Raw genomic sequence first — 15,498 nt, 5'->3', positions numbered from 1 at the left:
TTTATTTTTTAATACATACTAATTTCATTTCTGTCATTTCTTCTATTGCATATTTAATTCCTTCGCGCCCCGTGCCACTTTCTTTTACACCACCATAAGGCATATGATCTACTCTGAACGTTGGAATATCATTAATCATGACACCACCAACCTCTAGCTCATCAATTGCACGCATTGCTTTAAATAAATTATTTGTAAATACTCCTGCCTGTAAGCCGTAACGCGAATTATTTACTTGCTCAATCGCTTCATCAAATTCTTTAAATGTATTTACTGTCATGAGTGGACCAAATACTTCTTGGCACTGCACAGATACATGATCTGGAACATTTGTTAATACAGTCGGTTCAAAAATTCTTGCATCCCGCTTCTTACCACCGCATAAAACAGTTGCTCCTTCCTTGATTGCTTCTTGAACCCACATATCAATTCGCTCTACATCTTTTTTTGAAATTAAAGCTGATACATCCGTTTCCTCAAGCAGTGGATCACCAACAACAACTGATTCCATCGCTTTCTTTAGCTTCGAGAGAAATTCATGCATTTTCGTTTCATGTACAAAAACACGTTGTACGGAAATACAAACTTGCCCATTATTAACAAATGCTCCCCATTTTACACGTTCAATTATTTCATCTGTTAACTCTACATCTTCATCAATAATAACAGCAGCATTTGAGCCTAGTTCTAACGTAACTCGTTTTAGCCCAGCCTTTTGTTTTATTCCGATTCCAACTTTTGGACTTCCGGTAAAAGTAATAGAAGCAACGTAATCATTTTTGACGATTTCCTCACCAACCGTGGCGCCAGGGCCAGAAATGATATTTAAAGCTCCATTTGGCAATCCTGCCTCTTCAAATAACTCAACTAATGCATAAGATGATAATGGCGTTTGATCAGCTGGCTTTAATACAACTGTATTTCCAGCAGCAATTGCTGGTCCAACTTTATGCGCTACTAAATTTAACGGGAAATTAAATGGTGTAATAGCCCCTATAACCCCAATCGGCTTTCGGATTGTATATGCAATACGCCCATCCGCACCAGGTGCGGCGTCTAATGGCAATGTCTCACCATATATACGCTTCGCTTCTTCAGCTGCAAATTTGTACGTTTGAACAGTACGATCTACTTCTCCCCTTGCAGCACGTATTGGTTTTGCAGCTTCTTTTGCAATAATCTCTGCAAATTCTTCTCTTCTTTCATCCATTTTTTGTGCAACTTTCTCTAAAATAGTCGCACGATCATATGCAGATAATTTATTCATTTTTATCATTGCATTTTTTGCAGCAGTAACAGCCTCTTTTACATCTTCTTCCGTTCCTTGTGCAATTTCCGCTAATGTTTCTTCAGAATATGGTGCGTATAATGGTTTATACGTGTTTACAGATTTCCAATTTCCGTTTATATATAAATGCTTTTTCATACTTCTTCTCCTTCCAAATATATGTATACAACAATACTTCACCTAGTGAAAGGTTCAACTTATGTCATTGTATCATAGCCCTTATCCCTCAAAAAACATTATGCTCAAAAAAACTCTGCTATATAGCAGAGTTTACGAGCTAATTTGCTCTTGTAACGAAATTTGTTTTTCATCTTCTAAAATAACAATCGATTCTACTATCTTTGTAACTTCTAATCTTTTTATATAATGTCCATCTAATTCTTTCACACAAAACTTATAATTTTCAATTTCAATGGAATCCTCTTCAGCAATCTCTATATTCTTTGTTAAAATCCAACCACCGATTGTATCAACACCATCATCATCAATCCCTAAACCAAATAACGTATTCACTTCACTAACAAGTACTTTTCCCTCTAGTATCGTCTTCGTTTCACTAACCTTTTGAATTTCTGGCTGCTCATCCGTATCAAACTCATCCTGAATATCTCCAACAATTTCTTCCAAAATATCTTCAACAGTAACAAGTCCAGATGTCCCACCATATTCATCTATCAATATAGCAATATGTGTTCTTTCTTTTTGCATTTTTAAAAACAAATCATGAATTGGAATAGAATCGATAACTAAAATAATTGGTCTCATATATTGCTCTACTGTCTTCTTATTAACAGCTTTATGTTGTACAAACTCAGTAAAAATATCTTTAAAATTCACAAAACCTATTACGTGGTCTTTGTCGCCATCAACAACTGGATACCTTGTATATTTTTCGCGAGACATTTTTTGCAAAGCTTCTTCAGCGGGCATTTCTTTACTTATAATATTCATTTCAGTTCGAGGTACCATTATTTCTTTTGCAATCCGATCATCAAATTCAAAAATTTTATTTACATATTTATATTCAGATTGATTAATCTCACCATTTTTATAACTTTCTGAAACTAACAACCGTAATTCTTCTTCTGAATGAACCTCATCATGCCCCTTCGGCGGTTTCAGCCCTAGCAGCTTCGTAATGATTCGAGCTGAACCATTTAATAGCCAAATGAATGGGAATGCAATACGATAAAAGAAAATTAACGGCTTAGAAACAAGCAAACTCACTTGTTCAGATTTTTGAATTGCAAATGTTTTTGGGGCCAATTCCCCTATTACAACATGTAAAAAAGTAATTAACAAAAATACTAAAGTTACAGCAAAAATGTCTGCTAGTTGAGTAGAGATATTCCAATTTGCAAAAAGCTTATCAAACATTTGCTTTAACGCAGGTTTACCAAACCACCCAATTCCTAAAGCTGTAACAGTAATTCCTAACTGACAAGCAGATAAATATTCGTCTAAGTTTGTAATGACTGTTTTGACCGATGTTGCACGATTATTTCCTTCTGCAATTAAATAGTCAATTCGTGAACTTCTCACTTTAACAATTGCAAATTCTGCTGCAACGAAAAATGCCGTTAAGGCAATTAAAACAATCACTATACTTATACTATATATGTCCAAATACTTTTCCTTACTTACATTGTAAGCAAGGAAGCCACCTCCTACTTAATTTTATTCAAGTGAAGTAAGCATTCTAATACTCTAACAAAATTCTACATTAGCAACCACCTTTTTATATATTATATGCATACATAAAAAAGATATTTATCATTATGATAATCTAATTCATTTACACTCGTCAAATTATTCTAAATGTTGCGATAAAACATTTTTATTTAAACGAACTATTCTTCTCAACTCAATTTCGTGAAAAAACACTTTCTTTGCCGATTCCACACTTCTTTTGTCGCACTAGAAGGGAACTTACTTCATAGCTCGAAATCATTCAACAGGATATATATAGGAGGGATTATTTTGGAATATAAAACACCATTTATCGCAAAAAAATTAGGTGTTAGCCCAAAGGCTGTTGTCCGGATCGCGCAACAATTAAATCTTACGATAGAAAAAAACAAATATGGCCACTTTATTTTTACACAAGATGATGTCGATCAAATGTTAGAACACCATCTATTTCAAATAGAGCAGTCTCAAAATCCTCAACCTACTCAAAAGACTTCCTCAAATGAGGTTGAAGAATTAAAAACTCAAGTCAATACAATTGTTCAAAACATATCATCGAATGATTTTGAACAATTAGCTGATCAATTAAACACTATTACGAGAAGACTCGATCGAATGGAAGAACAAATGCAAGATAAGGCAAATGATGTCGTCACGTACCAACTTTTACAACACCGTCGTGAAATGGAGGAAATGTTAGAACGAATTCAAAAGTTAGAAGCTGCCCTAACGAAAGAAGAACCCATTTATATTACTCCTGATTCAAAACCAACATACGAACGAGAAAAGAAACCGAAGCGCCGCAAAATGATTTTTAGTATATTTGGATTATAATTTTTAGACCCTTATTAAAATAATAAGGGTCTTTTTTAATGAAGAGTTATATCTTATAAAAATATTATTCTCTTTATTATACATATTCACTTCGTTTTATTTCGTTAACATAATATTTTTACTGTATTCTGCAATTAATGCCTGTGCATGAGCATTCCCTTGAATCACATCACGAAATTCTTTTAAAGAATACAAATGCGTAACCCCTTTTCGAGCATGAATTCTTACTGGTACACCTTGTAAAGTATCATGAAACTGAAATGGATTATCTATCGGTTCAATTGGAAAACCGAGTGTAAGTAAATACATATACATTCTTTTTGTTACTGCTGCAATGTACCATTCAGCTTTTGTTTCTAACGCATGTATAAATAAAATAGCTGTTAACCTTTTAAAATGTCCTCTCCCACGAGACGTTTTCGAAATACTTAACTTGCCTATTTCATACACATTCTTCAAATCTTTTACTAAATCATTTTTAGAAAACGGATAGAAAAACTCAGAATTTGATTGTTCAGGTACCGTATACTTAATACATTCTACTGTACCAATAGGATGTTCATCTTCTATTAATAAAAATCGTGATGGATTTAAATTACGTTCTACGAACATTAAGTTTCTTTCTTCACAAAAATCTCCCCATAGTTGCTCGAACCCAAAATGTTCTTCCTTTGTTTGAACACGCTGGAACATATTTAACCGCCTTTCCCATCGTCGCTCTGTTTTTTGATAACGCTTTCACTATCTATCATATAAGAACAAATCTTCGTATGCAACTAAAAATATTTATTACTTATTATATTCTGCAAAATGAATTAGATTCCAATTTAATCGACTTTTATCCCGCGCTCACATTCCTTTTAATAACATATTTATATCATTTTTCAAATCTAACTTACAATATGTTTCTTTCCATACAGCATATAATTCTTCTTAATCTAAAAAAATCCTTTATGAAAAAGGATTTCTTTTACTTCTCAATGCTTTTTAACCACTTTTCAAAAATTTGTACCATCCCGTGTTTTCCAGCTAATTTCTCTTCCCCTTGTTTCGTCTTATATGGATATAACTGCAAGAAAACACCACATCCAGACTCAATTTTTTTACTATGCATATGGCTTCCTGGATATACACAAATGACTTCATAAATTGACCTTCGATAATAGACTCGCTTTCCATCCTGTTCTTCTACATACTTTATAGACCAATACTTATACATTTGCTCAGTTGCTTTCGTATTTCCGACGTGCTGAAAAATATTGTACATTGGACTATACTTCACTTCAATAATAATAGAAGATTTATATACGTATTTCCCATCTTCTTTTACATAACAGTCTAAGCGAATATCTGGCTTCTTCGTATCCTCACCATTGTAAAAATTACTCCCTTTACTTAATGCAATAAGAGGATGTGTTTCAATTAAGTCATTAAATGCGACATGCACCTTTAAATCATCTCGTTGTAAAACTACTGTCGTTCCATCTTGTAATCCATCTACATAAAAATGTTCTTGTATTTGTTCACGAATGGAATTTCTAGCCTCAAAACCAATTTGCTCTAAAATTGAAATAACGATAAAAAAAGCGTAATATTCATACACTAAAAACGTTGGCTTATAAACAAATAATAACGATGGAGATTGATCCGTATATTGCGGGAGTACTTCTAAATGATGTAGTAATTGTTGATGTGGTATCGGTAAATCATGTAAGTTCATATTACTTGTTTCAGTAACTTCCCTCCAAAACGAGGAGTGCATTAACATTTGAAAATATTGTACATTTTCATGCACAATGTGCGCCAATATTTTATATTCTTGTATTTTCATTGAGCTCTTTCGTAAATCGGCTTCTTTTAGTAAATGTATATTTTTATATTTTTGCTTCTCTCTATCGGTTACTGATCCATTACGCTCAATTGTTTGTATAATTGTTTTTACGGCTTGAAACTCTTCTGATTTTTTCTTTTTTTCTCTTTCTAATATTTCAATTGTTTGACGTAAAAAACTTTTAGCTTCAATTAAATAATGATAAAATTGCATCGATTTATATTTAAGAAATGCATTTTCCTTACTATTTTTTTGTTCCATAAACTTACGATTATAATGTTTTGCATAAGGTTTTCTTTCTGCCACTATGGTTCCTTTTCTTGTTGGCTTTCTCTCTTTTCCTTCCCATTTATATGCATTTATAAATTTTGAGCTTGATTCTATTTTCTTAAAGATTTGCTTTATCATCTTCATTTTTTGGGGTAACTTTCTAAGCAACACTAAATAAGAAGAATCCTCAATATCGCTAAGTGCAGAGAAAGTCTTTTTATAATAACCTCTATCCAAAATCAACTCATTTAAAATTGACTTCACATAGTCTTGAATCATTTCAAATTGATCATCAAAAAAGTTTTTCGGTACGATTTGAAAAGCACCATAATACGTTGTATCTTCTATACGAACTTCAAAATGGTATAAACCACAGCGCCATGGATAAAAGAATTCTGTTTTCCCATGTTCATATATTAATACTCTTTGTTTTTTTTCATTTATTTCATATTGAGCCTCTTTTATATTTTTCTGTCCCTCATATACTTTATTCCATATAAAAGTAATATTCATTGGGATTTCATAATTGTACTGCAATCTAATCGGTTTTAATTCTTGTACTTTATAAATGCATTGAACTAATGCTGTAGTAGATGTACAAAGACGATTTAATAAAATATAATCTCCTTTCCCCTCATTTCCAATGATTAACTTTAATACAAAAGGGAGCGTTTCATTCGTATCAACGATTTTTGTTTCGTAACGCCCTTCATTTTGCATATCCATACAGCTCCAGTTCCCTACGTTTTTCTCGTATATATGCTAAAGAGTGTTCAAATGTAGATACTCTGTTTGCAAGTGCAGATTGCAAAAGAGGTACTAAGGTCGCTCCCCTTTTTGCTTCTTCAGAAAGTAAAGAACCAACCATCATTTCGGTCCCTCTGATTTTCGTCAATACACGCTGCTTTATTTGTAAATCAAACCCTTCTTCTCTACTGATCATATAGGTATGGTTATTTTGGAACGGTATATTTTGCAAATAAGTCGCAATTGCGTTTGCACATCGGAAAGAAATTCCCTTAGACGCATCATGTGATGACAATACGACATGCAACTTATCTAATAGCTCTAATTCTTCTTCAGAAAACACTTCAATCATCGCTTTATTTCTCATCCAATTTATCCGAAATTCTCCCGCTGTTACTTTCAAAGGTGGGTGTAATACGACTTTCCCCAGTTCCATGCCCATCTCACAAAACGGAATTTTTTGTAACGTTATTAAGTTCGTTCGGTCTAATAATCGATCGGAGAGCTCTTTCGTTGTTTCATCAAAATTCACAGTACCTACAAATATAATATTTTCTCCAATTTCAATTGTTGATGGAATTGAATTCTCAATGTCCTGAACACCCTCATACAAGTTTAAAATACGATTTTTTGTTTCAAGTTGAAGAACAGATAAAAATGGAGTAAACCAATGCTCAATATGTGACATGTTCATTTCATCAAAAACGATAATATACAGTTGATTGGGATTTTCTTTCGCCTTCATTAACGTCCTAACTAACTTCGTTTCACTTTCAATAAAAGTACCATTTGGATGAAGGTAACCAAGTAAATCATGTGGTTCTTGATACGATGGTGAAATTGGAATCCAAACCAATTCTTCCCCATACTGTAATCCTAATGCTTCTGCATAAGTTTGCACAAAACGTGATTTCCCAACGCCCGGTATACCACCAAGAATCGTTAACATATTTGTTTTTACACTTATATGGAAATTATAAATATCCGTTGCATCCAAATATAGCCCTTTATTATGCACCATACTTTGTACATACTGTAAAAAGGACGATTCACGCTCATCCCATTCCCATTCATCTTTTTGCACTTTTATATCCTCTACTTCAACTAGCTTACCTTCTTCATGCATTCGTTTTTTTAATTGCTCATACACATGATCACTTACAAAATATAATTGATCTTCTACCGCTATTTCTACATACTTCGTCCAGTCACTGCAGTTTATATATTTACATTCACGTTTCTGTTCAAAATATGCGATTGAGCTAATTGATGACTTTAAGGATATGTTTCCATACAGTCTTCCATCGTGCCACAATAATTCGGGAGGCTCAAAGTCCTTCGGAAATTTAGGCATAAGAAATGATAAATAACCGTTGCTAAGTTTTCGTTCTAAAGATTCTCTTTTTTTATTATTTGTAACTTTAGGTGCCGGAATCATTTTATAGCTGCTTGCTATTTCTTTCGGTTCTTCTGTACATATTAACTCCACGTATACATTTCCTCTTTCATAATAAAGACGAAACATCACTAATTGCTTTTCTAATTTCCTCTTCTTTAATTCCAAAAAGATTTTTTCATTCTTTTTATTACTACATAATCCTTCAAATACATAGGGTTCATTTGCAAATTGTTCCTGTAAAGTGAATGGTATTGGCGATAAGCATTGTACAAAGAAATTCTCTCCACTCTTCTCTTTTTCAGCTTTTGTAAATTTCCCTAAAAATCTCATATAGTACATTCGTTTTATAAAACTTGGCTGAAGAGCTTTATGTAATTTCACCTTAGTCACCTTCTTTTTTCATACTATTCTTAGTGTATGAAAGAAACGAAAAACTAGAAATAAAAAACCTGACGTTATCCGCCAGGTTCAAAATTAAAACGTATATTAATGAGAAGGAAATGCTTTTTTCTCTTGTAAAATTGCATTATGAGCAATTTTCATTTTAGCAAGTACGTAACGTAATCGATCTTCAGCATTTTCATCTTTACTTTTTTGCAATTCCGCCAAATTTTCAACAGAACTTGCTAAATTCTCAATGACTCCTCTCAGCTCAGGATGATGATTAAAAAAAGATTCTTGCACTAATACTTTCCTTAACTCACTAGCTAAATCAATTATTCTAGACAACTGTTCTTTTTCTTCCATTCTCATCCCTCCTGAATATCTTATGTAGTAAATATTCTCTAAACAAAGAAAAAAGCCCTTTAAATGAAAAGGACTTTTTACATTTTTATATTTCCAGTTAATAACATATACAGTGATGTGATAGCCGCAATAATAATTGCCCACATCACATATTTCTCTGCACCTGCAAAGCAACGGTTCCCTTGTTCTTTTCTTGCAAACGTGTAAACAATAATTCCAATTCCATACACAATTGAAACTAGTAGTAAATTCTTTAAACCAGCTGCATAAAGAAGCCATACAGAGTAAATAGAAGCAATTAAAGCTAACGCTCCATTTTTTAATTTAGCGTCTTTTAGCTCGTTTGTAATGACTAATTTAAATTGGAATAACGCTGATAATAAATATGGTAATAAAATTGATGTTGATGCAATGAAATACATAATTTGATATGTTGATTCTGAAAACAGAACGATGATAAATATAATTTGGGCAACACCATTTGAAATCCATAATGCCATGTGCGGTGTTTGCTTTTTATTTGTTTTCGTAAAGACTTTCGGAAATACGCCATCTTTTCCGGCTACATGAGAAATTTCAGAAACAAGTAAAAACCAGCCAATTAATGTACCGACAAGTGAAGCAACTAACCCAATGTTAATCGCAACTGCACCCCATGGACCAACAACATGCTCTAATACATGTCCCATTGACGGAGTTTCTAGCACAGAAAGTTCGCTTCTTGTCATCGCTCCCATTGACAGAACAGAAATTAAAATATATATGGACATTACTAAAATAAGTCCCATTACTGTTGCCTTACCAACATCTCGGCTATTCTTCGCTCTTCCGGATAATACAACCGCTCCTTCAACTCCAATGAAAACCCAAAGTGTTACAAGCATTGTATTTTTCACTTGACCAAGTATAGCGGAAATTGAGAAGGTTCCTTCTCCCCAAAAATCATGTGTAAATGTGTCCCAGCGAAAGACTGTTACCATTACAACAATAAATAAAACGATTGGAACTAACTTCCCTATTGTTGCGATAACATTCATAATAGAAGCTTCACGGATTCCAAATAAAATTAGAAAATGAAGTGTCCATAATAAAAGTGATGCCCCAACGATAGATGCAACATTATTTCCTCCTTTGAAAATTGGAAAGAAATAACCTAATGTACTAAACAGTAACATAATTGTTGCGACATTACCTAAGATTCCTGCTAGCCAATATCCCCAAGCACTATTAAATCCAATATATTCACCGAAACCAGCACGTGCATAACTATAAATTCCACCTTCAAGTTCCGGTTTTTGTCTTGCTAACGTTTGATATACGAGCGCAAGTGGAATCATTCCCATCGCTGTAATACACCAGCCAATTATTATTGCACCACTGTTTGCTCCTACTGCTAAATCATGCGGTAAACTAAAAACACCGCCACCAACCATTGTTCCAACTACTAATGCGATTAACGGAAAAAACCCTAACTTCTTTTCTATTTGTACCACCCCATCTGTCATTCTAGGTGTTATGTTCGTTCAACTATTAAAGTCACCTTTTTCTCTAATAGACGTTTCTCTTATATTTTTTCAGGAAAACATTACTTATTCTAAAAGAAAATGAACAAAAATGGAATACTTTTTTGAAAAAATGTATAAGTATGCACAAAAAAACCGCTCATTTTGTAATGAACGGTCATTTCAAACATATAAATTTGTATATTTCTTGTAAATTTAACGAAGTAAATTCTCTTTTTCTAAAAATTGTTTTGCGACTTCTTCACTACTTTTACCATTTACGTTAACTTCATAATTCATTTTTCGCATTTCTTCATCTGTAATCTTTCCAGATAATTTATTTAATACCTTTTCAAGTTCAGGATATTTCTGTAACGTTTCTTTTCTTAATAATGGCGCTCCTTGATAAGGTGGGAATAACCCTTTATCATCTTTTAGCACTTTCAGTCCATATTGCTCCAATTCACTATCTGTTGAATATGCATCAATTACGTTAACATCTCCAGATTGAATTGCGCTATAACGCAGCTTCGGCTCCATCGTTTTAACATTCGAGAACTTATAGTTATATAATTTTTGCATTCCTTTATAACCATCTTCACGATCAGCAAATTCCAATGTAAACCCTACTTTGGCTTCCTGCGCAACATTCCCTAAATCAGAAATTGTATTTATATTCTTTTGATCTGCTATTTTTTTCGGCATGGCTAGTGCATATGTATTGTTATACTCCATTGGCTTCAACATAACCATATTATATTTCTTTTCCATCCCAATGCGAGCCTGATCATATACTTCATCACGATTTGTGCTCTTTGGTTCTTCTTTCACGAAAGTAGATAAAGCTGTTCCTGAAAATTCTGGGTATATATCTACTTCCCCGGATTTCAACGCTTCAAATACAAATGCTGTTTTTCCAAGACCTGGTTTTAATTGTACGTGTAAATCGGTATCTTGTTCAATAAGTTGCTTATACATTTGAATTAAAATTTCAGGTTCTGATCCAAGTTTGCCCGCAATAACAATATCTTTCTTTTCTGTACTCCAAAGAAATGGAGAAGCAATCATTACTACAACTATACATATCGTCAATATAACACGCTTAGAAGAGCGTTTCGGTCGTTCAAGTATGCGAAGTACTATATCAAAGAATAAAGCGAGTAACGCGGCTGGTACGGCCCCTAAAATGATAAGTGCATGATCATTTCGATCTATGCCTAATAATATAAGCTTACCAAGCCCACCAGCACCAATGAGAGCTGCTAATGTAGCCGTTCCAACAATTAATACCATCGCTGTACGAATACCGGCCATAATGATAGGCAATGCAAGAGGAAGCTCTACCTTCCACAGCCTTCTCCAACTATTCATCCCCATAGCTCTCGCGGCTTCTATTAGTGATTCATCTAATTCCCTTATTCCTGTATATGTATTTCGTAAAATAGGTAATAGTGCATACACAACTAATGCAATAATCGCTGGAAGTTTTCCGATTCCTACTAACGGAATTAATAGTCCGAGTAATGCAAGTGATGGCACTGTCTGCATTACTGCAGAAGTTCCTATTATAAATTCAGCCATTCGTTCTTTTCTTGTTAATAAAATGCCAAGTGGCACCGCTATAATTACTGCAAAAAATAATGAAATAAGCGATATTTGTAAATGCTCACTTAATGCAGTTAGTAATTCTATTTTTCGTTCTTGGAACGTTTGTATAAAATTAGTCACTGTTTAGCCTCTTTCCTTCATTTGTTCAACAATGTAATTGACGATATGACGACTTGTTAACGCTCCAATATATTGACCGTTTTCTTCAACTGGAACGATTTCCTCATCACGCACACGAACTAACGCTTCTTGTAAAGAAGAATGTAATGATAGTGCCTGCCCTTCTAATTGCACACTTTGATCAAGCGGCAATACATCTGCTACACTTTTCTCCTCATACCAAGTTCGTCCACGATTTCCAATGAACTCCTCTACAAATTCATTTTTCGGATTATGTATAATTCCTTCTGGTGTATCTAGTTGAACAACTTTTCCTTCTTTCATAATACAAATTCGATCTCCAAGTGATAATGCTTCTTGCATATCATGTGTTACGAACACGATTGTTTTTTGAATCTTTTTTTGCAACTGTACAATATCCTTCTGAAGCTGTTCCCTACTTAATGGATCTAACGCACTAAATGGTTCATCCATAAGAACGATTTTCGGGTTTGCGGCTAATGCTCGCACGACACCGACACGTTGTTTTTGTCCTCCTGACAATTCATCAGGCATACGATCTCGATATATATCCGGATTTAATCCAACCATATGTAACAAGTCATCGACGCGTGCTTTTATTTCCTTTTTGCTCCATTGCCTCATTTCTGGAACAACTGCAATATTTTCAGCGATTGTCATATGAGGAAACAAAGCGATTTGCTGCAACACGTATCCTATATCCCAACGTAATTCGTTTATATTATATTGTTGAATATCTTTTCCATCGATTAAAATCGATCCTTCAGTCGTTTCGATTAAACGATTAATCATCTTCATTGTCGTTGTTTTCCCGCAACCACTCGGACCGATGAGAACGAAAAATTCTCCCTTTTTAATTTCTAAATGCAATGAATCCACTGCTTTCGTGCCATCTTCATACGATTTTGACACATGATTAAATTGAATCACAAACACAACTCCTTTACTGTTGTTTCCTTTATTTTGATGGAAGATGGCATTCATTTCAAATGATACGCTTTTAAATTAAAAAAGAGCTCGCATTTGAGCTCTAACGGTCGAACAATATTGTTTTCATAATAGCAGCATATTCGCGAACATACATTTTTCTCTTAGAACGAATTGGTGTTTCAGCAGCTAGCGCCTCCATCTTCATACCTAAACGCTTTGCAATTATTTTCGTTCGATATAAATGATATGTATTACTTACAACTACCGCATGTTTCACATTATATAAATCCATACTAAATTTTAAGTTTTCATACGTATTTGTAGATTGATCTTCTATTAAAATACGACTCTCATCTATACCGTGTACCATTAAATAATTTCTCATGCTATGAGCTTCCGGTATATCTTCATCTTCTCCTTGACCACCTGAAACAATTACTTTCGCTTCAGGATGGGAAAATAAATACTCCAACGCTACATCCAAACGATTTTGAAGAGATAAAGACGGTCTATCCCCAAATAACTTTGCACCCAGTATAAGAACGTACGGAGAGTGATAGCTCAACTTTTCACGAGCAACTTTGTTCATTCGAAACGTCATATAAATGATGTATAGTGGCGGTAATAATAAAATCATAAGAAAGATCCATTTGTTCATAAATAAGTATTCACTCCCTTTCTTGTTATTATATAGAAAAAGAAAGGGAGGCAGAAGTGTTTTTTCAAACGATTGATTTATTAGAAACATGCGCCGCTACTTTACGTTGTGATAGTACATAATAAATAGCGATTCCTAATGAGAAGATCAATATGCAGCTTAATACGTAAAACGGCAGCATGACTCCGACTTTAGATACACCCGCTGTAAACAACATTAATAATAAAATTCGTATTCCAGTACCAATTAGGCGAAATAAGCTGTCTACACGTCCCATTACTTCATTTGGAATTTCCTCCATCATCAATACATTTCTCGCCACTCTTGTACCCGCATTTCCAACTGCATGAAAAATTGCAAGTCCATATAAGAAAATTACGGAAGGTTCAATACTCATTGCGGTAATTGAAATTACATAAATGAACATCGTCATAACGATTGAAACTTCTGTTTTGACATATTTCATTATGAGTGGAATACAGATTCCTGCAACAACCGCTCCGACACCGTACATCGTGCCCTCTATTGCGTATACAGAGGCATTGGCTTTGAGTATATCCGAAATATACACGGGTATTAAATAATTTGCCATCATGACACCTATAAACGGCATATAAGTAGCCAGTAAGAACCAAAAGAGCTTAGGACGTTTTTTCATAAAGTGAATTCCTTCAAACAATTGCTTCTTAAATGTTATTTTTCTTTTCACTTCTTTTTTCTTTACGTACGGTATACATAAGAAAAGAAAAAATGCTCCAGCAAAAGTTAACATGTCTACTAACAAAATCCACTTCAAAGATACAATTTCAATTAAGAAGCTCGCGGCCGCTCCAGAAATAACTTGTGTTAACTGTCCTTGTATTTCCATCGTTCCACTTAAACTTTTATAATGTTCCGCTTGAAATATCTCTTGGTTGAACGCAAATATTGTAGGATAAAATAATAAATAGTAGAATGATCCGGCTATATAAATAAGAATATAGTGAATAGAATGATAAGGTTGCCCCGCAAATCCCCATATAACCATTATTCCAATTACGGCAATTCCGATTCCTTCGTTACATAGCAATAAAGATTTTCTTGAAAAACGATCAATACTTTGCCCAATGAATGGTGTTAATAAAAACATAATGAGGGTTGCAATGATAGAAACATAACCAAACGTTGTCTCTCCTCCACTCTCTTTAATTAACAGCCACGGAATCGTTATCATAACAATTCCGGAACCAATAGCAGATAGACTATTGGCCCCTAGAATGTAATACAAGCGAGAATCATGATAAAGTGAGGACATATCACTCCACTCCTAGTTGCTTTTTCACCTCTTTATATACGCTCATATATGCTTTTAATTCTTTAACTACATCATGAATTAATGGTTTGGCATCTTCCCCAAGTTCACCATCTTGCACATGTAATCCATCAAGCACAACTTGTTTTGGAATGGCATTTGCATAAACACCTCTAGCGACCGTTCGCATGCTGTTTAATGCATTTATTCCACCTTTACCTCCACCAGCAACCGCTAACAACGCAACTGGTTTATGAATAAATTCACTACTACTTAAGTAATCTAAAGAGTTTTTCAGCGCACCGCTCATCGCATTATGATATTCTGGTGTACATAATACAAGCCCATCCGCAGCTTTCACTAACGTTTTCAATTTTTTTACTGCCTCTAAATCACGTTGTGACTCTTCTCCATTGTATAAAGGTAACTCCTCAATTGCTAAATCATATAATTCCCCTTCAAATTGATCCGCAATATATTTTGCCACCACGCGAGTTCTACCAAATTTTCTTGGTGTACCGTTAATAACGACTAGTTTCATGATTATTTCTCCCCTTTGTTTT

The 15,498-nt window shown here is 34.0% G+C and carries 13 protein-coding genes; 1 reads left to right on the top strand and 12 read right to left on the bottom strand.

Features of this window, described 5'->3' with window-relative positions:
* Window position 1 precedes the first annotated feature (1 nt).
* Both ACUXVC_RS11075 and ACUXVC_RS11070 read right to left on the bottom strand, forming a co-directional pair.
* Window positions 2-1,426, bottom strand: coding sequence for an aldehyde dehydrogenase family protein (locus ACUXVC_RS11075; RefSeq protein ID WP_095690972.1), 1,425 nt, complete (start codon window positions 1,424-1,426; stop codon window positions 2-4).
* A gap of 132 nt (window positions 1,427-1,558) precedes the next feature.
* A complete protein-coding gene (locus tag ACUXVC_RS11070; protein ID WP_095690973.1) occupies window positions 1,559-2,914 on the bottom strand; it encodes a hemolysin family protein in 1,356 nt (451 codons plus the stop codon).
* Between the two features lie 354 nt (window positions 2,915-3,268).
* Between ACUXVC_RS11070 and racA the strand changes: the two genes are divergently transcribed.
* Complete coding sequence (gene racA / locus ACUXVC_RS11065; protein ID WP_000456013.1) at window positions 3,269-3,811, top strand: chromosome-anchoring protein RacA; 543 nt, start codon at window positions 3,269-3,271, stop codon at window positions 3,809-3,811.
* A gap of 96 nt (window positions 3,812-3,907) precedes the next feature.
* Here racA and ACUXVC_RS11060 read toward each other — a convergent pair whose 3' ends face one another.
* The 10 genes from ACUXVC_RS11060 to ACUXVC_RS11015 all read right to left on the bottom strand — a co-directional run bounded on the left by ACUXVC_RS11060 (window position 3,908) and on the right by ACUXVC_RS11015 (window position 15,476).
* Window positions 3,908-4,504 (bottom strand): hypothetical protein, encoded by a 597-nt coding sequence (locus ACUXVC_RS11060; protein WP_000487795.1) that lies wholly within the window; start codon window positions 4,502-4,504, stop codon window positions 3,908-3,910.
* A 277-nt stretch (window positions 4,505-4,781) separates the two neighbouring features.
* Window positions 4,782-6,632 carry a hypothetical protein gene (locus ACUXVC_RS11055; RefSeq protein ID WP_001178725.1) on the bottom strand — a complete coding sequence of 617 codons (1,851 nt, stop codon included), beginning with the start codon at window positions 6,630-6,632 and terminating at the stop codon, window positions 4,782-4,784.
* Entirely contained in the window at window positions 6,622-8,439 is a 1,818-nt protein-coding gene (locus ACUXVC_RS11050) for an AAA family ATPase (protein ID WP_000766193.1), read from the bottom strand. Before ACUXVC_RS11050 ends, ACUXVC_RS11055 begins: the two co-directional genes overlap by 11 nt.
* 105 nt (window positions 8,440-8,544) lie before the next feature.
* Complete coding sequence (locus ACUXVC_RS11045) at window positions 8,545-8,805, bottom strand: hypothetical protein (RefSeq protein ID WP_000391447.1); 261 nt, start codon at window positions 8,803-8,805, stop codon at window positions 8,545-8,547.
* A gap of 77 nt (window positions 8,806-8,882) precedes the next feature.
* Window positions 8,883-10,310: a basic amino acid/polyamine antiporter gene (locus tag ACUXVC_RS11040; RefSeq protein ID WP_144465461.1), complete on the bottom strand. Its 1,428-nt coding sequence runs from the start codon at window positions 10,308-10,310 to the stop codon at window positions 8,883-8,885.
* Window positions 10,311-10,523: 213 nt separating this feature from the next.
* Entirely contained in the window at window positions 10,524-12,035 is a 1,512-nt protein-coding gene (locus ACUXVC_RS11035; protein WP_095690975.1) for an ABC transporter permease/substrate-binding protein, read from the bottom strand.
* Between the two features lie 3 nt (window positions 12,036-12,038).
* Window positions 12,039-12,986 (bottom strand): ABC transporter ATP-binding protein, encoded by a 948-nt coding sequence (locus ACUXVC_RS11030; RefSeq protein WP_095690976.1) that lies wholly within the window; start codon window positions 12,984-12,986, stop codon window positions 12,039-12,041.
* A 100-nt stretch (window positions 12,987-13,086) separates the two neighbouring features.
* The gene (locus ACUXVC_RS11025) at window positions 13,087-13,644 is read right to left on the bottom strand and encodes a YdcF family protein (protein ID WP_001045718.1); all 558 of its coding nucleotides are present in this window, start codon (window positions 13,642-13,644) and stop codon (window positions 13,087-13,089) included.
* Window positions 13,645-13,708: 64 nt separating this feature from the next.
* Window positions 13,709-14,938: an MFS transporter gene (locus ACUXVC_RS11020; RefSeq protein WP_053564593.1), complete on the bottom strand. Its 1,230-nt coding sequence runs from the start codon at window positions 14,936-14,938 to the stop codon at window positions 13,709-13,711.
* Window position 14,939: 1 nt separating this feature from the next.
* Window positions 14,940-15,476: an NADPH-dependent FMN reductase gene (locus tag ACUXVC_RS11015; RefSeq protein WP_144465460.1), complete on the bottom strand. Its 537-nt coding sequence runs from the start codon at window positions 15,474-15,476 to the stop codon at window positions 14,940-14,942.
* Window positions 15,477-15,498: the final 22 nt, after the last annotated feature.

This window comes from Bacillus sp. N6 (assembly GCF_052805735.1).
This window is presented reverse-complemented; position numbering and strand designations above follow the sequence as displayed.

What these genes read in the sequence shown, in the direction of transcription:
- ACUXVC_RS11075 (WP_095690972.1), bottom strand. Translation starts at nt 1,426, where the DNA reads ATGAAAAAGCATTTATATATAAACGGAAATTGGAAATCTGTAAACACG.
- ACUXVC_RS11060 (WP_000487795.1), bottom strand. Translation starts at nt 4,504, where the DNA reads ATGTTCCAGCGTGTTCAAACAAAGGAAGAACATTTTGGGTTCGAGCAA.
- ACUXVC_RS11055 (WP_001178725.1), bottom strand. Translation starts at nt 6,632, where the DNA reads ATGCAAAATGAAGGGCGTTACGAAACAAAAATCGTTGATACGAATGAA.
- ACUXVC_RS11045 (WP_000391447.1), bottom strand. Translation starts at nt 8,805, where the DNA reads ATGGAAGAAAAAGAACAGTTGTCTAGAATAATTGATTTAGCTAGTGAG.
- ACUXVC_RS11040 (WP_144465461.1), bottom strand. Translation starts at nt 10,310, where the DNA reads ATGACAGATGGGGTGGTACAAATAGAAAAGAAGTTAGGGTTTTTTCCG.
- ACUXVC_RS11025 (WP_001045718.1), bottom strand. Translation starts at nt 13,644, where the DNA reads ATGAACAAATGGATCTTTCTTATGATTTTATTATTACCGCCACTATAC.
- ACUXVC_RS11020 (WP_053564593.1), bottom strand. Translation starts at nt 14,938, where the DNA reads ATGTCCTCACTTTATCATGATTCTCGCTTGTATTACATTCTAGGGGCC.
- ACUXVC_RS11015 (WP_144465460.1), bottom strand. Translation starts at nt 15,476, where the DNA reads ATGAAACTAGTCGTTATTAACGGTACACCAAGAAAATTTGGTAGAACT.